19 protein-coding genes are annotated in these 22,783 nt (G+C 60.1%); 17 read left to right on the top strand and 2 right to left on the bottom strand.

The genetic code is table 11. The features are described from left to right. Positions 1-6: 6 nt before the first annotated feature. From D4Q52_RS00860 to D4Q52_RS00830, 7 genes are all read left to right on the top strand, one after another. A complete protein-coding gene (locus tag D4Q52_RS00860; RefSeq protein WP_119854641.1) occupies positions 7-1,509 on the top strand; it encodes an oligosaccharide flippase family protein in 1,503 nt (500 codons plus the stop codon). A gap of 31 nt (positions 1,510-1,540) precedes the next feature. Continuing rightward, positions 1,541-2,089 (top strand): acyltransferase, encoded by a 549-nt coding sequence (locus D4Q52_RS00855; RefSeq protein WP_119854640.1) that lies wholly within the window; start codon positions 1,541-1,543, stop codon positions 2,087-2,089. A gap of 99 nt (positions 2,090-2,188) precedes the next feature. Beyond that, a complete protein-coding gene (locus D4Q52_RS00850; protein ID WP_119854639.1) occupies positions 2,189-3,298 on the top strand; it encodes a DegT/DnrJ/EryC1/StrS family aminotransferase in 1,110 nt (369 codons plus the stop codon). 164 nt (positions 3,299-3,462) lie between these two features. Then, positions 3,463-4,458 carry an NAD-dependent epimerase/dehydratase family protein gene (locus D4Q52_RS00845; protein WP_210210123.1) on the top strand — a complete coding sequence of 332 codons (996 nt, stop codon included), beginning with the start codon at positions 3,463-3,465 and terminating at the stop codon, positions 4,456-4,458. A gap of 335 nt (positions 4,459-4,793) precedes the next feature. After that, positions 4,794-5,309 carry a UDP-N-acetylglucosamine--LPS N-acetylglucosamine transferase gene (locus D4Q52_RS00840; protein WP_234831015.1) on the top strand — a complete coding sequence of 172 codons (516 nt, stop codon included), beginning with the start codon at positions 4,794-4,796 and terminating at the stop codon, positions 5,307-5,309. Continuing rightward, a complete protein-coding gene (locus D4Q52_RS00835) occupies positions 5,306-5,824 on the top strand; it encodes a glycosyltransferase (RefSeq protein ID WP_119854637.1) in 519 nt (172 codons plus the stop codon). Before D4Q52_RS00840 ends, D4Q52_RS00835 begins: the two co-directional genes overlap by 4 nt. A gap of 189 nt (positions 5,825-6,013) precedes the next feature. After that, complete coding sequence (locus D4Q52_RS00830; RefSeq protein ID WP_210210122.1) at positions 6,014-7,207, top strand: DegT/DnrJ/EryC1/StrS family aminotransferase; 1,194 nt, start codon at positions 6,014-6,016, stop codon at positions 7,205-7,207. Here the strand turns inward: D4Q52_RS00830 and D4Q52_RS00825 are convergent. Then, positions 7,189-8,487, bottom strand: coding sequence for a glycosyltransferase family 4 protein (locus tag D4Q52_RS00825; protein ID WP_119854636.1), 1,299 nt, complete (start codon positions 8,485-8,487; stop codon positions 7,189-7,191). The genes D4Q52_RS00830 and D4Q52_RS00825 overlap by 19 nt on opposite strands. Positions 8,488-8,750: 263 nt before the next feature. Between D4Q52_RS00825 and D4Q52_RS00820 the strand changes: the two genes are divergently transcribed. From D4Q52_RS00820 to D4Q52_RS00785, 8 genes are all read left to right on the top strand, one after another. Beyond that, on the top strand, positions 8,751-10,241 hold the full coding sequence (locus tag D4Q52_RS00820; protein ID WP_119854635.1) for a class I SAM-dependent methyltransferase: 1,491 nt from the start codon (positions 8,751-8,753) through the stop codon (positions 10,239-10,241). A gap of 65 nt (positions 10,242-10,306) precedes the next feature. Next, positions 10,307-11,473, top strand: coding sequence for a glycosyltransferase family 4 protein (locus D4Q52_RS00815; RefSeq protein WP_119854634.1), 1,167 nt, complete (start codon positions 10,307-10,309; stop codon positions 11,471-11,473). Then, positions 11,470-12,192: a polysaccharide deacetylase family protein gene (locus D4Q52_RS00810; protein ID WP_119854633.1), complete on the top strand. Its 723-nt coding sequence runs from the start codon at positions 11,470-11,472 to the stop codon at positions 12,190-12,192. The genes D4Q52_RS00815 and D4Q52_RS00810 overlap by 4 nt, the downstream gene beginning before the upstream one ends. A gap of 13 nt (positions 12,193-12,205) precedes the next feature. Next, positions 12,206-13,693: an O-antigen ligase family protein gene (locus tag D4Q52_RS00805; RefSeq protein WP_119854632.1), complete on the top strand. Its 1,488-nt coding sequence runs from the start codon at positions 12,206-12,208 to the stop codon at positions 13,691-13,693. Then, positions 13,680-14,423, top strand: a complete 744-nt coding sequence (locus D4Q52_RS00800; protein ID WP_147407732.1) for a hypothetical protein — start codon at positions 13,680-13,682, stop codon at positions 14,421-14,423. Before D4Q52_RS00805 ends, D4Q52_RS00800 begins: the two co-directional genes overlap by 14 nt. A gap of 196 nt (positions 14,424-14,619) precedes the next feature. Then, on the top strand, positions 14,620-15,474 hold the full coding sequence (locus tag D4Q52_RS00795; protein WP_182915180.1) for a glycosyltransferase: 855 nt from the start codon (positions 14,620-14,622) through the stop codon (positions 15,472-15,474). Then, positions 15,474-16,025 (top strand): acyltransferase, encoded by a 552-nt coding sequence (locus D4Q52_RS00790; RefSeq protein WP_119854629.1) that lies wholly within the window; start codon positions 15,474-15,476, stop codon positions 16,023-16,025. The genes D4Q52_RS00795 and D4Q52_RS00790 overlap by 1 nt, the downstream gene beginning before the upstream one ends. Next, positions 16,022-17,038: a glycosyltransferase family 2 protein gene (locus D4Q52_RS00785; protein ID WP_182915179.1), complete on the top strand. Its 1,017-nt coding sequence runs from the start codon at positions 16,022-16,024 to the stop codon at positions 17,036-17,038. Before D4Q52_RS00790 ends, D4Q52_RS00785 begins: the two co-directional genes overlap by 4 nt. Before the next feature lie 147 nt (positions 17,039-17,185). On the opposite strand, the gene D4Q52_RS00780 is transcribed toward D4Q52_RS00785, so the two are convergent. Next, positions 17,186-18,037 carry a hypothetical protein gene (locus tag D4Q52_RS00780; RefSeq protein ID WP_119854627.1) on the bottom strand — a complete coding sequence of 284 codons (852 nt, stop codon included), beginning with the start codon at positions 18,035-18,037 and terminating at the stop codon, positions 17,186-17,188. A 531-nt stretch (positions 18,038-18,568) separates the two neighbouring features. Between D4Q52_RS00780 and D4Q52_RS00770 the strand changes: the two genes are divergently transcribed. Both D4Q52_RS00770 and D4Q52_RS00765 read left to right on the top strand, forming a co-directional pair. Then, the gene (locus D4Q52_RS00770) at positions 18,569-19,750 is read left to right on the top strand and encodes an acyltransferase family protein (protein WP_119854625.1); all 1,182 of its coding nucleotides are present in this window, start codon (positions 18,569-18,571) and stop codon (positions 19,748-19,750) included. Positions 19,751-20,390: 640 nt separating this feature from the next. Further along, positions 20,391-22,775, top strand: a complete 2,385-nt coding sequence (locus tag D4Q52_RS00765; protein ID WP_119854624.1) for an Ig-like domain-containing protein — start codon at positions 20,391-20,393, stop codon at positions 22,773-22,775. Positions 22,776-22,783: the final 8 nt, after the last annotated feature.

Below are 22,783 nucleotides of genomic sequence, written 5' to 3'. Positions count from 1 at the left end.
ATCGAGATGAAGTCGGTGCAACGCTCAATCTTTTTTTCTGCGATCGAACGCTACGCGAGCTTGTTGCTGTTTTTTGCCTCGACCGCGGTGCTGTCGAGGCTGCTGACGCCGGCGGAGTTTGGCGTCTACGCAGTGGTGACGGCTGTCACGTCGGTGTTCGCCGCCTCGTCGCAGGAGTTCGGCGGCGCCAATTATCTCATTCAGAAGACCTCGATGTCGGAAGGCGACGTCAGGACAGCGTTCACGATCACATTTGGCTTGTCCATCGTCATTGGGGTCGGGCTGTACCTGTTGGGCGATTTTGTCGGGACGTTGTCGGGCTCTCGCGAGTTCAGCACTGGCATCACCATCGCTGTTCTGAATTTTGCTATTACCCCGTTTTCGATGACGATCATTGCGCTGCTTCGCCGCAACATGCAGTTCGACGTCATCGCCGCGGCCAATCTTTTGTGCAATGTCACCATGGTGGCCGTCTCGGTCGCTCTGGCCGCTATGGGCTTTAGTTACGCGGCGCCGATCTGGGGAATGATCGCGGGCAGTGCCATGCAGGCCGCCTATCTGATGATTTCGCATCCGAACCTGCGGATCTTTCGACCTTCGCTCGAGGGCTGCTCGGATATCGCAAAGTTCGGTCTGTATTCGAGCGGCGTCGTTCTCCTCAACGTGTTCTACAACTCTGCGCCGCAACTGTTCCTTGCCCGTGTGCTGGATCTGTCCGCTGTCGGTCTGTACAGCCGGGCTGTCAACGTGACGCAGGTGTTCGACAAGCTGGTGACCCAAGTGGTTAGTCCGGTGATCATGCCGGCCATCTTTGCGCAGACCGGATCAGGTGCGAACCTCAAGAGCATCTACCTCCATGCAATTGCTCTTTTGACTGCGTTGCATTGGCCGTTTCTGATCTTCATGGCTATCATGGCCAAGCCGATCATCTTCGTTTGGCTCGGCTCGGGCTGGTTGGAAGTGGTTCCGCTGATCCAGTTGCTTTGCATCGGCTATTTGTCATTGTTCGCCGCTTGTCTGACCTATCCGGTTCTGGTGGCGACCGGCAGCGTGCGAGATACGCTGATGTCGTCCTTGATCTCGCTGCCGCCATCCCTACTGATCATTTTCGGCGCGTCGTTCTTCGGCGTCGAGGCCGTCGCGGCGTCCACCCTGCTGACTTTGCCGTTCCAAGCCACCGTCGCAATCCTCTTCATCAGCCGGCATCTCGGATTGCGATGGGCGGACCTCGTGCACGCGACATGGAAGAGCGCCGTGATCGCTGTGTGTTGTGGCGTGACCGCGGCGATCGGGGCGGCGCTGGTCGACTCGGGGCTGGTCGGACCGGTGACCGGAATTTTAACTGCCTGCATCGGCACAGCCGGTGCGTGGCTCATGGCGCTATCCGCCGTGCAGCATCCGCTGTTGCCGGAGCTACGCGAACCGGCTCGTCAGGTGCGATCCGCAATCTGGCGTATCGCTGGTGTCGCTCCGGTTGCGACCGTACGCACGGACCGGGATGCCTGTTGAACAAATCTCATTCTGCAGTGGAGAGAACGCAATGCCTATCGCCAAGGATGTTCAGCTCGGTCGCAACGTGCGGATATTCCATCCCGATCTCGTCAATCTCTATGGCTGCTCGATTGGCGACGAGACCCGGCTCGGAACCTTCGTCGAGATTCAGGAGGGCGCCACCGTCGGCGCTCGGTGCAAGATTTCGTCCCATAGCTTTCTTTGCGAAGGCGTGACCATCGAGGACGCCGTGTTCATCGGGCACGGCGTCATGTTCACGAACGATAAGTATCCAAGAGCAACAACAGCCGACGGTCAGCCACAAGGTCCGGCCGATTGGTCCGTTCAGCCAACCCTTGTCGGTGAGGGGGCTTCCATCGGATCCAACGCCACAATCCTGTGCGGCATCAGTATCGGCGCTGGAGCCATCGTCGGCGCGGGCGCGGTCGTGACGAAGGATGTTCCGGCCGGAGCTGTCGTCGCAGGAGTGCCTGCGCGGATTCTGGGCCGAGCCAGGGCGAAGCACGCGATCGAAGCCGCCGATCGGCATGGCCACGCAGATTCACCACGACGGCCACGCGCAATTAAATCTATTTAAATTGCGAGTCTCATTTAACCAGTGATACGATTTCATCGATCTCTGTCGGCAACAATGAATCAATCGCTCCCAGAGCACCCACGAGCAAGGATTGAGGCAGTGGTACCATTTCTTGATTTGAAAGCACAGTATCGCCAGATCAAGCCCGAGGTCGATGAAGCGATCTCGCGCGCGATCGAGAGCACCCAGTTCGTATTGGGGCCGGAGGTGACCGCGTTCGAGGGTCGGTTTGCCGACTACTGCGGGGTGTCCCATTGCCTGGCTGTCAACAGCGGGACCTCTGCGTTGCATCTCGCTCTGCTTGCGGCTGGTGTGGGGCCGGGCGACGAGGTCATCACCGTCTCGATGACGTTCGTGGCGACGACCGCCGCGGTGTTGTACAGCGGCGCAAAGCCCGTGTTTGTCGACGTCGATCCGGTTACCTGGACAATGAATCCGGCCTTGATCGAAGCGGCGATCACGTCGCGGACCAAAGCGATCCTGCCGGTCCATCTCCATGGCATGATGGCCGACATGGACCCGATCATGGAGATCGCGCGCCGTCACGGGCTGGTCGTGATCGAGGATGCTGCACAGGCCCATGGAGCTGAATACAAAGGTCGACGCGCGGGATCGATCGGCGATCTCGGCTGCTTCAGCTTCTATCCAGGCAAGAACCTCGGCGCCTACGGCGAGGGCGGAGCCGTCGTCACCAATCGGCCGGATCTCGCTCGACAAGTCATCCTTCTGCGGGATTGGGGGCAGGAGGCCAAATACAATCATGTCGTGGCCGGATACAACTATCGCATGGACGGCATTCAGGGCGCCGTGCTGAACGTCAAGATGAACCACATTGAGTCATGGACGGAGGCGCGGCGTTCTGTGGCCGCCGACTACGAGGGCCAGCTCGCAAACCTTGCCTTTGCAAGGCCGCAGCCGCCCGGTCACAGCCGGCATGTGTATCATGTCTACGCTATCTGTCTGCCGCAACGCGACCAAGCACTGCGCATTTTGCAGGATGCTGGGATCGGGGCAGGGATCCATTACCCCGTCCCGGTGCATCTGCAGAAGGCATACGCCGGTCTCGGTTATGCTGCGGGCGATTTTCCGGTTACGGAGGCGCTCGCCAATCAATTCCTCTCGCTTCCGATCTATCCGGAGATGCGGCCGGACCAGGTGGTCGAAGTCGTCTCGCAACTCGAGAAGATGCAGCTTGTCGCGGCGGCCTAGCGCGTCTGCAGGCCGGGTGATGACCAATCGCCTGATCGCGGCGCCTCGAGGCAGAACCGGAGGCTTCGTTCGAGTTCACCGGAACCGGAGTGTCTCACCAAGAGAAGTGGATCTACTGCGTCCGCATCCGGCCAATTCACAAATGGGAGTGTACCGTGGCTGATCTGAAGGGAAAGCGGGTTCTGGTTACTGGCGGGGCCGGATTCATCGGCTCACACATCATCGACCTTCTCTGCGACGAGGGCTGCGCCGAGATCGTCGCCTTGGACAATATGATCCGAGGACGGCCGGACAATCTTCGCTGGGCTGTTGATAATGGGCCGGTTCATTTGATCCAGGGCGACATATGCGACCGCAAGCTGATGGCTTCGCTCGTCAGGAACGCCGATATCGTCTTCCATCAAGCCGCGCTACGCATCACCCATTGCGCTGCCGAACCACGGCTCGCCAAGGAGGTCATGGTGGACGCGACCTTCGACCTGCTCGAGCTGTGTGTCCAACACGGCATCGAAAAGGTCATTGCCGCTTCTTCGGCGTCCGTCTACGGCATGGCCGAGGAGTTTCCGACGACCGAGCGGCAGAATTCCTATGGCAATCGCACCTTGTACGGCGCCGCGAAGGCCTTCAACGAAGGCTTGCTGCGCTGCTATAACGATACGCACGGACTCGACTACGTCGCATTCCGCTATTTCAACGTCTACGGCGATCGCATGGACATCCATGGCCGCTACACCGAAGTGTTGATCCGCTGGATGGAGCGGCTCGAGGCGGGGCAGCCGCCGGTCATCTTCGGCGACGGTCAACAGACGATGGATTTCGTTCACGTTCGAGACGTTGCGCGCGCGAACATCCTTGGTGCGCAGGCAGCGGCAACGGATGAGGTTTTCAACGTTGCCAGCGGCAGCGAAACCAGCCTGGCGCAACTCGCGGCGGCTCTCGCATCCGTCATGCGCCGGCCTGATCTGACACCCGTATTCGCACCAGAGCGCTCGGTCAATCCGGTGCCGCGCCGGTTGGCGTCGACCGCCAAGGCGGAGCGCTTGCTCGGCTTTCGTGCCACGGTGCCGCTCGAACAGGGGCTGGCTGAGCTGGTCGATTGGTGGCGACTGCAGCGCGATTCAATCGCGGCCGAGCGCCAGAAGCATGCGGCGGTGGGATGACCTGTTCGGTCGGCCGCCAATCGCTGCGGGGCGAAGGGGGTGTCTGTTCGGCGAGGTTTTGCCTGGACGCGTCCTTCCGATCGAAGGGCGTTCTAATCTGGCGGGTGAACGGCCACCGGCGCATCATGGTTGCAAGCCGTAGTCCGGATGGCGGCTTCAGGCTGTGCTCGCCGAACGCCGCGCGGGCATCGTTGTAGCAAATTAAATAGATGTCTCGCGTAAATAAATCATGTTAAATGTTGTTGAATAAATTAGACTGATATTAAATATGCCGATGGCTCGGCGTCGGTCTGAGCCGCTCCGTGATGACTTGCGCGTTCGAGGAGGTCGGTGTGATGCGTTTGAATTCGATCTTTCAGGGCATGACGGTAACGGCGCGGAATGCGCCAGCGTCGCGAAGCAATCGTCCGAAGCTGCTTGCCGTCTCGTCGGGCGGGGGGCACTGGGTGCAATTGATGCGGATCAAGCACGCGTTCGAGGATTGCGACGTGACCTATGTCAGCGTTCACCAATCCTACCATGCGCAGGTGCCGGATCGGAAATTCCATGTCGTCAACGATGCGAACATTTCCACGAAACGTGCGCTGCTGAAGGCGGCGGTGAAGCTGGCATTGATCGTCTGGCAGGAGCGGCCCGATGTGGTGATCTCGACAGGCGCAGCGCCAGGTTATCTGGCGCTGCGGCTCGGACGGATCTTGGGTGCGCGCACCATCTGGATCGACAGTATTGCCAATGCTGAACGATTATCGATGTCGGGAGACCGAATTGGTCATTGCGCGGATCTCTGGTTGACACAGTGGCCTCACTTGGCGCGTCCCGGCGGACCGCATTTCGCGGGGGCCGTCCTATGATTTTCGCGACGGTTGGCACCCAGGGACAATTCGACCGGTTGATCCGGACGGTCGACCAGTGGGCGGGGGCGCACGGCAGGACGGACGTATTCGCGCAGACCGGTCCATCGAGCTATCAGTCCCGATACATACGTGCGGAGCGGTTCATCGATGCGACCGAATTCCGCAATCGCGTTGAGGCGGCAAGTCTTGTGATCTCGCATGCGGGAATGGGCTCGATCATTACGGCGCTGGAACTCGGAAAGCGGATCATCGTGATGCCTCGCCGGGCGAGCCTTGGAGAGCATCGTAACGATCACCAGCTCGCAACTGCGCAGCGATTTGCCGAGCAGGGCAGCATCATTGTCGCATTCACCGAACAGGAATTGATCGACAGGCTCGATCGAGCTCAGGACACGCACAAAACCGAGCGGCGCGACACCTGCGCATCGCCGCAACTGATTTCGACCATTCGAACGTTCATCGAGACCGGCCGCGCGTGTTCAAACGAGGATACGTCGCCACCGGGCGGATAGCGGAGGCCGCAGGCATCAATCGACGATTATCAGCTCGAAGAAACGTTTCGTGAGACTTGGCAGCATTGCTTGACTTGCGCGAAAATGACCAGCGAACGTCAGCCATAAGGGTGGCCAGTGAAAGAAGCGCTACACCGATCAGAAGCCCGAAAATTCTCTCGCATTGTGGACAGCCGTTCGGCTGAGCAAATCGCGCCAACACCCAGCGTCCATGGCGCGGCGAGCCTCGCCCCGATCCCTATCGCGAAGCCGTTCCTCGATACGGCCGAAGCCGATGCAGCGCGCGATGCGGTGCTGTCCGGCTGGCTGTCACAAGGCCAGCAGGTCGCAGCCTTCGAACGCGAATTCGCCGCGATGACCGGTGCGAAGTATGGCTGCGCCGTCTCCAACTGCACCACAGCGCTTCATCTTGCGCTGCTTGCCGTCGGCGTGGGGCAGGGCGACGAGGTCATCACCTCGAGTCATTCGTTCATCGCCACCGCCAACAGCATTCGATATTGTGGCGCAAAGCCGATTTTCGTCGATATCGATCCGGCGACTTATAATCTGGACCCGTTATGCGTCGCCGAAGCGATCACTCCATCGACGCGGGCGATTTTGACTATCCATCAGATGGGAATGCCCTGCGATCTGACGTCGCTTCTGGCGGTGGCCAATCAACATGGTGTTCCGCTCATCGAGGACGCCGCTTGCGCGAGCGGAAGCCAGATCGCCATCGATGGTGACTGGGAGTTCGTGGGGAGGCCTCGTGGCACCGCGGCCTGCTTCTCCTTCCATCCCCGCAAGGTGATCACGACTGGTGAAGGAGGAATGGTCACGACGTCCGATCCGGAGATCGACAGCAAGCTGCGCCTTTGGCGCCAGCATGGCATGAATGTGCCGGATACGGTCCGGCACAGCTCACCCCAGGTCATCTTCGAGGACTATGTCTCTGTCGGCTTCAATTATCGAATGACCGATATCCAGGCCGCAATCGGTCGAAAGCAACTGGAGCGGCTGCCGACGATCGTGGCCCGAAGACGGGCGATTGCAAGCCGCTATGCTGAGTTGTTGGGCGATGTCGATGGTTTGACGTTGCCGTTCGAGCCGGAATGGGCGCGGTCAAACTGGCAGAGCTATTGCGTCCGCCTGCCGGACCGGGTGGACCAGAAGACGGTGATGCAAAGCCTGCTTGACCAGGGCATCGCAACCCGACGCGGCATCATGTGCTCGCACCGGGAGGCTCCATATGCGGGCGAGGAGCGGCGGCATAGTCTGCGGCAATCCGAACTCGCTCAGGATCATTCGATCCTGCTGCCGATCTATGCGCAGATGACAGAGGATGATCAGGCTCGCGTTGCCGATGCCCTGAAGGCGGAATTAGGCTACGGCCGCGCGGCCTGACGCTCGGTCGCGCCGGCGGCAGGAGCATCGGCGCCACGCGCGAACACGGCGGCAATGACGTCGCGGCCATTTCTATCGTCCGTGGCGGCTGTCCCTAGCCACTTATGATACCTCCGACGAAGACGGTCTCCGGCGACGCCGGCGGCGACATGGAGCGCTTCGGGGAGCACGTGCCTCAGGGAATGCGGCGTTTCGACAGCGGAGGCGTAGATCCTCTCGACGAGTTCGGCGGCACGGCCCAGGCTGAAGCGCTGCTCGGCGAGCCGGCGGCCGAACAGCCCCAGTTCGTGACGCCGCATCGGTGAATCGACGAGACATTCGAGGGCCGCTCGGAAAGCCGGCGTGCCCAGACCGAGCGTGCCCGCGCCGAGTCCGTACCAGCCCTGCCGAAGAAACGTTGAGGCACTGCCGGGCGTCAGCATCTCGCTGAACCCTGCTTCACCCACCACGATGAGCGGCTTCGCAAACGCCATCCCGCGCAGAGCGGAGCCGCCCTGTCCGACAATGATGTCGGCCGCTGCGTAGGCAGAGCTCGGGTCGGCCATCTCACCTGCCAGGAGCACGGCCTGATATCCGGCCGCGGCGTTGGTCTCTCCGGCGCGCGCTGATACGACTTCCCGGGCCTGTCCATCCCCGACGATGATCAGCCGCACCGGCTTCCCTGCAACGGCGAGCTCTCGGACGGCATCACACGCGGTCAGCAGCCCCTCGAGCTTGAGATCCGGTACCAGCCGACATACCATCGCAACAACGACTTCACCCGGCCGGATGCCGAAGCGCTCCCGAAAGTCTGAGCCGTCCACCGCTGGATTGTCGGCCCGGGTGTCCACCGGCGGCTCCAGCAACTCGACGTGTTCGTAGCCCAATGTGATTGCGGAGCGGCGGATCAATTCCGTCCCCACCGTCAGCGGCGGACGTCGGGGCAGGAAAGGAGCCACGGTCATCGACATGATCGTGCCGACGACGGGCGTGCCGTGAATCAGCGTTCCACCGAGGAACGCTTCGACGATCGGCGGCCATTCGTGACCATGTACGACGTCGATCTGACGACGCCGCACCAGATCGCCGATGATCCCGCAGACCTTCAGGGAAGGCCGCCCGCGACGGAACGGCAGTTCGATGTGTTCGAGACCAAGCTTGTGCACTCGTCCCACGAGTGGCCCCGGTTCGGACAGCACGATCACTTCGTGGCCACGGTCGCCGATCGCTCCCGCCAGCTGAAGGGCGTTGATCTGCGCGCCTCCCAATTCCATCGAATGCGGGTAGAGCAGAACCCTCATGGCTTTTTCGCTCCGTGAACGGGAAGGGGCTCGGTTTGGCAATCAATTGAGCCGAGCACGATTGATTTGACGGGAAGCGGACGATCTGGCGTGCGGACGCCGTGCGTCGTTTACGTTGTCGATGCAAAATATTTAAAACATATTGCCTTGTATACGCCTGCCATTTATTTTGATTAAAATTATTATTCAGATAATAATCGAAGCCGCGGCGGCTTGCTTGAATCGCCCTGGCAAGTTTCGCGGAGCAAGGGACGATCGCAACGATGCATGCGCCTTGTCAGCTTTCGGCACCGACGGCACCTCAACAAAACGCAAAAAGCGGACGGCTCAGCATTCTGGTGGCGCTGGCCAGCTATGGCACGTCAAACAACCCCCATCTTGAGCGGTTGATCCGCGAATATCAGTCGATGGCGTTCGATGTCGACATCGTCATCCTGTCGAACATCGTCAAAGAGCTTGGGCCGGGAATCGAATGCCGGGTGGGGCTGCCGAGCAAAGACCCTTGGTCGCTGCCGTTCGCGCACAAATCACTGTTTGCAGAGCGCGCCGAGCAATACGATCTGTTCATTTACTCCGAGGACGACATTCTCATCACTGAGGCGCAGTTGCGCGCCTTTCTGGACGTGACAAAGGCTTTGCAGGACGACGAAGTCGCCGGATTCGTCCGCATGGAAAAGGACGCGGAAGGCGCCGTCAGCTATCCGGACATGCATGACGAATTTCATTGGGATGCGAAGTCGCTCCGGTCCCGGTCGAAGTACGTCCTGGCCAGTTTTACGAACGAACATGCGGCCTGCTATGTCCTCACCCAGCTCCAACTCAGGAAGGCGCTCGACTCCGGCGGCTTTTTGGTCGAGCCGTACCAATGGAAACACGACTTGCTTTGCACGGCCGCAACCGATCCCTACATCCGGTGCGGGCTCACGAAACTGATCCCTATCTCGCATTTCGACGAGTTCACCGTTCATCACCTTTCCAATAAATACGCCGGAAAGTTCGGGGTAGACGAAGCTGAAATGCGCTCGCAGGTTGCCACGATGCTGAACCTAGCCGCGGGCATCTGCCCGCCGACGCCGTTGCTGGACAGCGAGACCAAGCTGTGGCGTCGCATGTTTTCCAAGGAGTACTACGAGCGAGTCAGTCCGGACGTTCTTGCTGCCATTCCTCCGGGCGCGCGGACCGTGCTGTCGATTGGCTGTGGTTCCGGCGCGACCGAGTGTGCGTTGGTAGAAAGTGGCTTGAGGGTCGTCGCCGTCCCGCTCGATCCGGTCGTATCCGGACGCGCGGCCTCTAGGGGAGTCGAGATGGTGGTCGGCGACCTTCGCGCTGCGGCGAGCAAGCTACGAAACCAGACATTCGACTGCGTGCTGCTGCTAAACATGCTTCACGTCCTCCCTGATCCCGTCGGTGTCTTGTCTCTGTTTCGGAGTACCATGACCGATAAGTCCGTCATGATCATCCAGTCTCCTAATATGCGGTCGATCCCGGAAATCTGGAGGAGGTTGCGCTACTCTGATCGCTATCGCGGCCTGGGCAGCTTCAGCGAATCCGGGGTTCACGTCAGCAGCGTCGGCAAGGTCCGTGACTGGTGTCGCCGGTCCGGGCTGACGGTGGCGCGGAATATTGGGGTTCTCCATCGGCGTGCCCGTTTCATGCGTGGTCGCGCCAGCTTCGCCGAACTCGCGATGTCGCCCAGTTTCATCAGCGTTGCTACCACAGGCGCATCTGCAAATGCTCCGCTGCGTGGTTCCTAGAACAAGCATTCGCGTCGTCGCAGGGGCTTCTCGACCCACACCCATATGGAAGAGACCAAGGCCAAATGAGTCAGTCGCAGCCTTCCGGCACCAGCGCAGCGCGGCGAATCGCATTCGCGACGGTCGGCGACGCCAGAGAGGTGCGATTCTGGTCCGGAACGCCCTTTCATATGTCGAGGGCGCTGGCCAACGAGGGGAACGACGTTGTCCATGTTGGTCCTCTGAATGCGCCGAGCCTGCCCATGTACAGGGCGTATTCCCGGCTGCGTCGAGCTTTCCGCGGCAAGGCGCTGTCTGCTGTTCATGCTGGGCCGGTCGCCTCGCAGTATGCAGCGGACGCCCTGCGAAAGATCCGAGCGGCATCGGCCGACATCGTCTTTGCACCCGCCGGTTCAATCTTCGCTTGGGCAATTCCAGAGAGCATCCCGGTTGTTTACGTCTCCGACGCGACGTTTCGGCTGGTCGAGAACTATCATCCCAACTACCGGAACATGTCACGGAAGGCCCGTGAAACCGCGGAACGACTGGAGCGCAACACCATCGCACGAGCGGACTTGATCCTGTATCCGTCGGAATGGGCCGCGGAGTCTGCGGTGAAGGATTACGCTGCCGATCCTGCCAAGGTGCATGTAATTCCGTGGGGGGCCAATCTCGAACATGCGCCGGATCGTGGCTCTGTGCTCGGGGAGCGCAAGCCCGGCCCATGCCGACTGCTGTTCATCGGGTCCAGTTGGGAGGAAAAGGGAGCTGACGTTGCCGTCGGGACGCTGCAGGAGTTGCGGGCGAGGGGTGTCGACTCCGAGCTCGTTATCTGCGGATGTGTTCCGTCCAAGCCGACTGCCCAAGATGGGCTCACAATTATTCCTTTTCTCGACAAGAATGATAGCGAGCAACGGGAACGATTGGGTCGGCTGTATCGCGAGTCGGATTTCTTCCTGCTGCCGACCCGAGCGGATTGCTATGGCATCGTGTTTTGCGAGGCGGCGGCTCATGGCGTGCCGAGCATCGCGCCGGCCACCGGCGGCGTGTCCGCGGCAATTCGCGATGGCGAAACTGGATTCCTGCTGCCGCGGGCCGGTACCAAGACCGACTATGCGACCGTGATTGCGGACGTCTTCGCGAATCCAGAACGGTTGGCGCGGATGAGGCAAAGCTGCCGCGACGCTTTTGAGGCCCGTTTGAACTGGCACGCGTGGAGCTATCGCGTCTCTCAACTGATCAACGCGCTATGATAGTGCTCAATTACCATGAACTGGTGGACGCGTCGCCCTCGAACGCCTGGTGCCTTACCCATCAGGCGTTCGAGGCACATTGCTCCCTGTACCAGGACAGGTTGATCTCGCCGCAGACCTTCCTGTCGCGCTGCTCCGACCCAGAAGCAAGCGACGGCGGCGTTCTGCTGACATTCGATGACGGATTTTTGTCAGACTACACCCACGTCTATGCCCATTGCATGACGACGAACGTTATTCCGGGCTTCATGTCTTTCATTCCTGTGGAGTTTGTAGGTGAACCTGGGCGCATGACCTGGAAAATGATCGAGGAGTTGGACAGAGCCGGCGTGGCCATCGGTTCACACGGCATGGCTCATGTCGATCTGACCACAGTGTCGGACGGAGAGCTCGATCGAGAACTTATCGGCTCGAAATCGATGCTGGAGGATCACCTCGGAAGATCGGTGCCATTGTTCGCGTTTCCGTACGGGCGCTTCTCGAGGCGAGTGTGGGAGGCCGCTTTGCGAGCCGGCTACACTCACCTGTTTACAATTCAGCTTGGTCGCCATCGCGGCTTCGAGCCCTTTCTGTACTCGCGCTTGTGTCTGACCAACGACATGGGGCCCGACTACATGCGCCGGCACTTGCTCGATCCGGATGCGGGACGGGGCCTGGCGTGGAAGGCCAGTACAAAACTCGGTTTGTATCGTCCGCTGATGCGTGTGCGATATCGGTAGGAATTCACGGTCCATGAAAAGCACCGGACTAAGAGCGTCGTATCCGATCGAAAGGCCCGTCTTCGCCGGCGTCGGGCGGCCCGTCGCGTCGCCGGCGACGCGTAGCGGAAAGAGTTCGGCGCTGGTCCCGCTCTTCCTGTTCGCGTTGGCTCTGCCATTGTTCTTCTACATTGGCCCGACGAGGATGTCGCCCTATCGGCTGATCTTGGTCGTGACCTTCGTTCCCTGCCTCTTGGCATTGCTGTCCGGGTCACTCGGCAGGATACGGCTCGCAGATGTCTCCATGCTCCTCGCCGCGGCCTGGGGGGCCATCGTCCTGATCAGCCTGCACGGCATCGATAGCGCACTGCAGTCTGCTGGGATTTTCGTGGTCGAAACATTGGGTCCATTTCTGCTGGCGCGTAAGTATATCCGGGACTATGCCGCCTTTGCGAACATGGTGAAGGCGCTTGCGATGACGATCATCGCTCTGCTGCCATTCGCTCTGATCGAGAACGTGTCCGGTTCACCGGTGCTGATCGAAGCATTCGGCAAGGTGTTTCCAGTCTATCCGATCGTCGGCAGCGAACTCAGGCTCGGTTTGAGACGAGCCCAGGGCACCTTCGAGTATTCCATTCTGTTCGGCATCGTGTGTTCGAGTGCGTTCGCCTTGAGCTACTACGTCGGCGAAAATCTCGTACGGCGGCTGATGCGGGCGGGTCTCGTTGTCGTGACCGTGGTCTCTTCGTTGTCGTCGGGACCGCTCCTTTCCCTGGTCGTCCAGGGCATCCTGATCGGCTGGGACAAGCTGACGGCGCGCGTGGCCCGGCGTTGGATGATCCTGGCGGCGATACTTGGCGCGGCCTTTATCGTGATCGATCTGACCTCCAATCGGAGTCCATTCGACGTCTTCATCTCTTACCTGACGTTCAATTCCGACACGTCCTACATGCGGGTGCACATCTGGAATTACGGGACCGGGTCGGTGATGCGGCACCCGATCTTGGGACTTGGTCAGACCGAGTGGGAGCATCCCGAGTGGATGAGCGGCAGCATCGACAATTTCTGGCTGGTCGCCGCTGTTCGTTACGGCATCCCTGGTTTCGTGTTTATTGCGGGCGGCTTTCTGGCGGTGTGCTTCGGCTTGGGACGGATCAGACATCTCCCGGTCGAAGTCGCGCAATGTCGGAAGGGGCTGATCATCACGATATGCGGGCTGATGATCTCGATGTGCACAGTGCACGTATGGGACGCTCCGTATGTCCTGATCCTGTTCCTGCTCGGCAGCGGCATGTGGATGTTCGATGCGCCCAAGGATCGCCCGCCGCAGTCCCGTCCCCCACGAATGGCGTTTCGCGGACGTCTTCAGGTGCCGGAGGCCAACTCCTTGCGGAGTACCGCTGTCAGCGCGTGTCTCACAGACGATGGGCGTCCTCGGCCGCCGGCCGCGGCTGGAAGGATGGCGATGCAGGGAGCGAGCCCAGGCTGGCTGACGGGGGGCGGCACCAATGCGACGGCGTGACCTCATCGCAGCCTTGGCGGCGGCAGCCATCGTGCCGCGGGCCGCCTGGTCGGATCAATCGCCCTGCGACGGCAAGTCGGATCTGGCGTGTTCCGGCGAAATCCCTCTCGATTACGATGACGCCCGGTTCAGTGGCAACGCCGTATCGAGTGCATTGCGGGTGTCGGCCAATGGCACCGTCAGTGACAGGAGCATCACCGAGACGGGCAGCATCGCCTCGATCGTCACATGTGATGGTGCAATCATTCGGAACTGTCGCGTGAACTCCCGAGAATGCATCCGGATCTGCGGCAATGGCACGTTTGTCATCGATCACTGTTACCTCGAAGCACTCGGCGTCGGGTCGGACCATGCCGATGTGATCCAGACCTATTCACCGGGCAGCAGGGGCACTCTGAAAGTGTCCAACACTGCGATCGTGACCCACGGCGTCGCCGCGAATGTCGGCCTGTTCATCGCCGACAACTGGACTGGCACGATCGATCTGGAAAACGTCGCCTTCATCGGCGGCGGCGTCAATTACGGTCTCCGCGTCCATCCCGATGTCGGCGGCGACAATATCATTCGGCTGAAGAACGTGTTCTTCATCCCTCCATTTCGTTACCGGCCCTATCTCTTCGGAGATGTCGGCAGACACCGCAATATCATCGAGCGTTGGGAAGATGTGCGCCTGGGACGCATCATGGACGGCAAACTGGTCGCTGGGCCGGCATTGCCAAAGCCGTTCTGAAGGCGAGGGCGTGCAGCTCTTGGCAGATCGACAATGAACCGGCCCACGGGTCGATATCGGTTGCGGCGAGACAGTTGGACGAGACAACGACATGCCCTCTGTAGATTTGTCTTCAGCACGAGGTCGGGATCTGGATTGCGCCTCAACGGGAACAGCTCCCGCTGACGGAGTGTCGGGTCGGGCTTCCGCGTTCAGCGTGGTCATTCCCGCACACAATGAGGAGAGCGTACTTGCACGCTGCCTGGATGCCCTTCTGGCGGGCGCCAAACCGGGCGAATTGGAAATCGTCGTCGCGGCCAACGGCTGTACCGACCGCACCGTCGAAATCGCCAGGAGCTACAGCGATCGGGTCATCCTGGTCGAAGTTGCGGAAGCCTCCAAGCACGCCGCGCTGAATGCCGGCGATCGCGCCGCATCGGTGTTTCCACGCGTGTACCTTGACGCCGACATCACGGTGAGTGCGGCGGCGGTCCAATCCGTGATCGACGAAATGCAGCGTACGGGGGCATTGGTAGGGGCGCCGCGCGCCGTAATTGATCTCGATGGCTGTTCGCCGATCGTTCGATCGTTCTATCGGGTCTGGTGCGAGACGCCCTGGTTCACCGACAATCTCGTCGGATCCGGCATTTACGTGCTGTCTGCCGCCGGGCATGCGCGCCTTGGCTCCTTTCCGGCGATCACCAACGATGACCAGTATGTGCACGACCTGTTTGCGAGCGGCGAACGGGCGACGTCGAATGCGCACCAGTTCCTCGTGCGTCCGCCGCGCACGCTGGCAGGACTGGTCAAGCGGCGCACGCGCACGTTGCTCGGGCAACGTGAACTGGATCGACGTTTCGGCCAGCTCCCTGGGCGAGCGAGACGGATTGCGATGCTGGAGTTGCTGCGCCGCCGCCGCGTCAGCGTTTCGGACCTGCTGGTCTATGCCTTGATTGCGAAAATGGCCGCATTCGCAGCGGCTCGAAAGCAGCAGCGAGGCGATCACAGCTGGGAGCGCGACGAGACCAGCCGCGCGGCTCCGGCCAAATTTGGACAAGAGGAGCTGGGCTGATGCCAAGCATGCTCGGCAAGATCGGCAACGGAGTCAAATCCATGATCGATCCGCTGGTCTGGATGCACTCGCTGCGGATCCTGCATTTCTACGGCTACAAGCATGTGCGCGAGAAGCGCAAGATCAAGATGGGCCGTGATCAGGTGTTCGCGCCGAACGTGTCGATTGCGAACGGGGAGAGGATCACGCTCGGCCATCGGTGTCATGTCGGCGAGCGCGTGTGCTTGTGGGCGGGAAATTCCTCCGGTCGAATCCTGCTCGGCGACGACGTCATGATCGGACCCAACACGATCGTGACGGCGTCCGACTATGGCTTGGTGGAAGGAACGCCTCCTGCCTTCCAGCCGAAGAATGAACGCGACATTGTGATCCGCGAGGGTGTCTGGATTGGTGCCAACGCGGTGATTACGGCTGGAGTGACGATTGAGGCCGGCTGCATCGTCGGAGCCGGATCGGTGGTCACGCGCGATCTGCCGGCGAACATGATCTGCGCTGGCGCACCGGCGCGCGCGATAAGGCCGCGGCCCAAACCAATCGGAGCACCCACGTGACCACATCCCCCGCAGACGTCGCCGTGCTTATCGTATCCTACAATACCGAGGATTTGCTTCGTGAGAGTCTGCGCTCGGTCCTCGATCAGCGCGGGGATCTGCGGCAGCAAATAATCGTCGTCGACAATGGTTCGGTCGACGGCTCCGTCGTTATGGTGCGTAGCGAGTTTCCTGAAGTCGAGCTCATCGATGCGAAGCAAAATCTAGGCTTCGCACGGGGCGTCAATCTCGCCGCGACGCGAGCGAATGCTGACTTTCTGCTACTTCTCAATCCCGACACGGTGGTGCTGGATCGGGCACTCGAGCGACTTGTGAATTTTGCGCGAGCGCATCCCAGCCATGGGCTGTACGGCGGTCGATCACTGAGGCGCGATGGTTCGCTCGAATTGTCGTCTTGCTGGGCGCTTCCGACGGTGTGGAGCATGACGTGCTTCGCACTTGGCCTGAGCACCGCTTTCCGTCACACGCGATGGTTTGATCCCGAGGCGATGGCCGACTGGCGCCGGGATACCGTGAGGGAAGTGGGGATCATCACGGGTTGCCTTCTCCTTGCGTCTCGCGATGCTTGGCGAAAGCTGGGCGGCTTTGACGAGCGTTACTTCATGTATGGTGAAGATGCCGATCTCGCCTGGCGGGCGAGAGAGGCAGGGTATCGCCCGATCATCTGCCCTGAGGCCAACATCATCCACGATGTCGGCAAGGCCTCTGCGACACGCGCGGGCAAACTGCTGCTGCTGTTCAAGGGAAAGGCGACGCTGGTCCGCGATCATTTCACTGGATGGAGCAAGCAGCTTGTTCTGTTCGAGCTTCTGGTCGGCGTCGGTCTTCGCGCTCTGCTGGCGCAGATTAAGCCAAGAGCCAACCGTTCAGAGGATGATCCCTGGACCATGGTCTGGGGCCAGCGCCACGATTGGATCGTGGGCTATCCGGGAGTGAGGTCAGGTTACGAGTGCGGCCTCGTCACGGCATCCAGCGTGGACCGTCGAGCTTCGGGAGAGCCGGGTCGTCCGTGAATGGCAGACGACCCGTTCGCACGTGCCGCGGTCGGCGGATCGACGGGGTTCGTTCAGCGATGGAAGATAGCGGACGTCGTTATGCTGACGGGGATGGACCGCGCGGACTTGGCGAGTTCGCCCGGACAATTTCGGGCGGGAGCTGCATCAATTTATAAATCGAACCGCGAGCATAAGTCGATCGCCTGCGGTAGGCGGTGTGGCGCGGTGATAGCAGGAGGTGTCCTGGACGAAGCCGGTCCCTGCGGGACCTTCGATCGTGATCTCGTTCTCGATACCGAATTGCTTCCTCACAGCTTCTGAACTTGCCGATGCGGAACCGAGGAGCATCCGGAGCGGCTTCTTCTTATGCGAGCGCTTCATCATGACGTGAGCGCCGGAGTCCCGGTTCGTATCCGTGATGTAGAAACTGGCGTAGACGAAGTTGAATCCGCTGACGTCGTAGTGATAGTCGATCACGTGGTGTCTCAGCCGGCGCCGCCGCTCCTCGTCGTCAAAGTCGGACGCGAAGCTCCAGTGCAGAATCGTCATGATTTCACGCGGCGTGTGCCCGAGGTAGCCTGTCACGATCGATCGCAGGACCGGGTCGTCGACCACGGCTTGCACGGCGGGACAGCGGCACGGCTTGTAAACGCCTCCGATGGCGACAGATCTCCCATCGGGTGTTCGTCCTCTTTGGACATCCGCGTAGTGAAAGGTCGGCCCGTCTGGATCGTAATTGGCGTGGAGCGGCTCGGTGCGCGCAAATTCGGCAATCTCGGCGACGGTCTCGGCCGGAAGGTTCAGGCCGACGTAGACGGCATCTGCATTGATAGTCCGAGTGATTTCGCTAATATCGGCACCGGGAAATAACGTGGCGCCGCCGCCCGATGGCGGAGCCGGCTGACCTTCGGCCAATTCACGCAAGCTTCCGTAAATCTGTCGAACAAAATGAAATCGGCCCAGTGCGTAGTGAATCTCGCCGCCAGAAAGCCGAGCTGCAATTCTTCGGACGTCCATGCGAAAACTCCCCGAGTCAAAGAATTACTTTGTTTCGACAAGCTCCCGCCGCGTCGTCCCTATTGTAGCAAGCATGGCAGACCAGTTTATATAAATCCAGATTAAATAGGACTGATTTAGAAATATTAGCTCGATGGTCAATTCCAGACGCTGGTTGCGTGCAATTTCTTCGAAGGCTGGACGCGTCGCACCGTAGTACGCATCGTGTCCGATTCTGGCCATCGAGATGGCCGCCACCGTTGATGTCGAGCCGAATTCAGCGAAGACTGGGGGTCGGGACGGCGGTGAGAAATTTGCTCTCCCATCGGTCCCGAGCCCGTGCGATTGATCGCGCACTGCATTGCGCCCCAACGGCTGCGCGCTGGTGCGTGGCGACGCACAAGGCTGTTGCTGATCGAGGCCGTGTCTAGGCCCTTCGGATTTGCCGACGATAATCCAACCGCCGCGGGCGGCGACTGGCGGAATATTATTGTCGGTCTTTTATAATTAATTATATATTTCCGAACGCAGGATTTCGTATCGAGGGGTTTAATGCAGGCGCGATCCATCCAGCTCGATGTCATGCGAGCGTTCGCCATCCTCCTCGTCATTGGCGCGCATTTCCGATTTGCGGCACCCGATGGGGTAGTCGGGGCGCTCGCCTATGTCTGGCATGAGTGGGGCGGCTTCGGCGTCCCGCTGTTCTTCACGCTCTCCGGGTATTTGGTGGGCGGGCTATTGATCACCGAGATGCGCACTCGCGGCGGGATCGATGTCGGGCGTTTCCTGATCCGACGGGGGTTGAAGATATGGCCGGCGTATTTCGTTTTTCTGGCCTATCTCGTCGCCATGCCTCTTGCGAAGGGTGCCTCGCTTCGTGAGTTGCTCTCCGACTACTGGCCCAACGCTTTGTTCCTTAATAATTACATCGGCCCGAACCCGGCCCTGCATACCTGGAGTCTCGCTGTGGAGGAGCATTTCTATCTTGCCCTCCCGTTCGTGCTTCTCGCCCTGATACGGGTTGGATGGAGCGCGGGGATCGCTCCGCTTTGTCTGCTTGCTCCATTGGCTTGGAGCGTTCTGCGTGCCGTCTGTGCTGTGTTTGGCGACCCGTATCTCGTCGACTCGACGATGCCGGCCACCCATCTCTGGCTCGATGGACTTCTCGCTGGCGTCGGCGTCCGGGCATTGGTCGAATTTAACCCCGAGGTTGTCGCAGGGCTGAGGGTATGGCGCTGGCCACTGATTGCCGCCGGGATCGGCGTCATCGCATGTCTCGCGCTGCCGTGGCCCACCCTCAACGGAGTGTCCCTTTATAAGATCCTGCCGGTGCGGGTGGTGTCATCGACGGCGATCCTGATGGGTGTCCTGCATTTATCCATGACCGCATGGTGGACCGCCGCACTCGCCTGGATCGGCCGGTATTCTTACAGCATCTATCTTTGGCATGTCACGGTGATCGGAGGAATCTCTCGAGCGATCAGCCCGTTTGTTCACGACGGCAGCGTTGCGGAATGGATCGTCGCGGCCACGCTTACGGTGAGTGCAGCAGTGTTGTTCGGGGGGCTGATGTCTCGTTTAATCGAGTGGCCCGTCGTGTCGCTGCGCGATCGCTTTTTGCCTGCGAGCAGCAGTCGATATGCCAGCGGAGAGACGGTCACCGATGCCCCGATCGCATTGGATTTCTCGCGACGACGATCGCAGGCGCGCGCGAACTCGACAGGAGAGGTTTGAACCTCCCGACATGATTGCTGGTCTGGTCTGGCCGCTGCGCGGTGAACCCTATGCGCGAATCACCGGGGCGGCCGCCGCGATGGTCTCGCAGATCGCCGGCAAGATTGCGGTCGGTCGCCGGGGGTATCGGGGACAGGCCAGATCAATTTTCTAATCGGTCGAATCCGCCGTCGTAAATGGGGCGGGAGATGAGATGGAATGGCACGCCACAGCCGGCTTTCGGCAAAAGCAGGCGTGCCTCGATTTTGTTTCACAGGCATTTGTCGCCATTTATTGAATGTATTTCCGATCGAGATTTTAGAAAGATTATCCAGGCATAGCCTCCACCGAAGGTTCAATCGAAAACCGCTGATTTTGCAGGCTTGCATTAACTAGGTCGAAATTGCGGCCTCGTACGTTTCAATGCGTCGATGGGTGTAATTAATATTGGTAGTTGTCGCTTTCAGATCACACTATGGCTACTAACAGGTGCTGCAAATCACCTTCGGTGGGCCGTGATGTTGTCCAAAAAAAGCCTCTGCCGACCACCAAAGACGGCTTCGACGATGCGCCCTTGGGGTGCATGCGGGGCATCGTTGCTCGGGGCGATTTTCTGGTGCCGCGGGTTTAGGGACAACGAAAGACTATCTAGGAGTTTGGAATGGCAGGAATTCCTCTAAGCTGGAATGACCCGATCTTTAACGGTGTCACGACCTCGGCTTCCGTCACTGTGAAGGATGGCGGGACGGTTACGAATAAGAGCATCACCGACACTGGCAACACCGCCTCGGTCGTTGGTCTCGGTTCTTTCACTCTCGATCAGGTCCGCATTAATTCGCGCGAAGGCGTTCGGATCGGAGGTGACGGCGATATCGTCATCAACGAGTCTTATATTGAGACGACCGGCGTGGGTGCCGATCATGCCGACGGCATTCAGGCGTATAGCCCGGGCAGCAGTGGCAATCTGACGATCACCAATTCGTCAATCGTGTCCCACACGTCGTCCGCCAATGCGGGGCTGTTCATCGCCGACAATTACGGTGGCTCCGTCACGCTGAATAATGTGGTCTTCCAAGGTGGCCCGATCGGGCTGCGTATCGCCGCGGACAATCAGGACGTCACGGTGGCGTTGAAGGACGTTTATTTCGTCGGCCCGTTTATGTATGAGCCATTGCTCATCCAGGAGGTCAACGCCGATATCCACATCACGCAATGGGAGAACGTCCGGTATGCCACCATCGTCAATGGCGAGCTCGTTCCGGGCGCGTTGATCGCGTCACCGTTCCCTGTGGAAGGTGGAGCGCCGACGTCTCCGCCCGTTGAAGCGGTCGCTCCCGATATTGCCTCCTGGTCGCCGGACAGCGGCAAGACCGGCGATGGCGTGACCAACTCGGAGAAGATCACTCTCAGTGGCTCGGCGGCCGCCAACAGCACGATCAAGATACTCGATGGGACCAAGCAGATCGGTTCGACCACGACCGATGCCAGCGGCAAATGGACCTACACGGGTGTTGGTTTGACGGAGGGGAGCCATAAATTCTCCGTAACCGCCACGACGTCCGCAGGCACCAGTCCGGCTTCCGCGGTGAAGACCGTCGTTGTGGACACGACGGCACCCGTCGCGCCAACGCTCAAGGTGTCGACTTCGGCGGCTACGCTGGCTTCGGCTCCCGTCGCTGTTCTCACCGGTGCGGCAGAGGCCAACAGCACCGTAAAGGTATTCGACGGGACGGTGCAGATCGGGACGGCGTCAGCCAATGCCAACGGCGCCTGGACGTTCACCACATCCAATCTGGCGACCGGCAATCACAGCTTTACCGCCAAGGCAATGGATGCCGCGGGTAACACCGGCAACGGTTCGGCCGCCGCGTCGCTCTCGATTGCACCTTCGACTTCCTCCAAGCCGGCGGCGCCAACGATTGCCACGATCTCGGATGATAGCGGCGTCAAGGGTGACGGTATCACCAACGACAACACCCTGACCTTGACCGGCACCGCTGGGGCGAACAGCACGGTCAAGATCTTCGATGGTTCGACCCAGATCGGCAGCGTAAAAGCCGGTGACGGTGGGGCGTGGAGCTACACAACGTCGGCTTTGACTGATGCGAAGCATTCGTTGACCGCGACAGCAACCAATAGCTCCGGCCAGACCAGCGTTTCGTCGGCCGTGGTGACCACGACGATCGACACCAAGGCGCCCAATGCGCCGACGCTGGGCGTGTTCTCGGCCGACGGTAAAGCACTGAGCGGAACCACGACGGTTGATGACGTCTTGCTGAAGGGCACCGCCGAGGCGAACAGCTCGGTCAAGGTCTACGATGCAGGCAAGTTGATCGGATCGGCCCTCACGAAGGCCGACGGCACGTGGAGTTATGATGCCGGATACTTGTCGAACGGCGATCACAAGTTTGCGGCGACCGCAACCGACGTTGCCGGCAATGCCAGCGTGGCTTCAGCCGTAAAGCCGCTCTCTATGATCGATCAACCGGCCTCGAATGTGGAGCTGACCAACGTATTCCAGAGCAGCAATAATGGGGTCGTGATCAAAGGGGCCGCCGACGCCTACAGCCAAATCCAGATCTTCGATGGAACCAAGGCGGTCGGGACCGTCAAGGCGAATGCCGACGGCGACTGGTATTATGCGTCCGGTTGGGTTTCGCCTGCTTCCGTGCACACGTTCTCGGCTCAAGAGGTTGGCAGCTCCGGACAGGCCGTCGGGAGCTCTGGGAATGCTATCGTCGGCTCATCGTCCGCCAATACGCTCAAGGGCACTTCGGCGAACGATATCTTCATCGGCAATGGGGGCACGGATACGTTCGTCTTCGAACCGAACTTCGGCAATGACATCATCAAGGATTTCCGCGCGTACGGAAATGGCCATGATGTCGTTCAGTTCAGCAAGAACGTGTTCGACTCCTTCGCGGATGTGCTGTCTCACGCCACGCAGAATCACCAGGACGTGGTGATAGCGATCGGCGACGAGTCGCTGACGTTGAAAAACACCAAGATCGGTGCGCTGGATAGGGGCGACTTTCAGTTCGCCTGATCGATCCA

Origin of the sequence: Rhodopseudomonas palustris, assembly GCF_003591005.1 — a bacterium.
GTDB lineage: Bacteria > Pseudomonadota > Alphaproteobacteria > Rhizobiales > Xanthobacteraceae > Rhodopseudomonas > Rhodopseudomonas palustris_K.
This window is presented reverse-complemented; position numbering and strand designations above follow the sequence as displayed.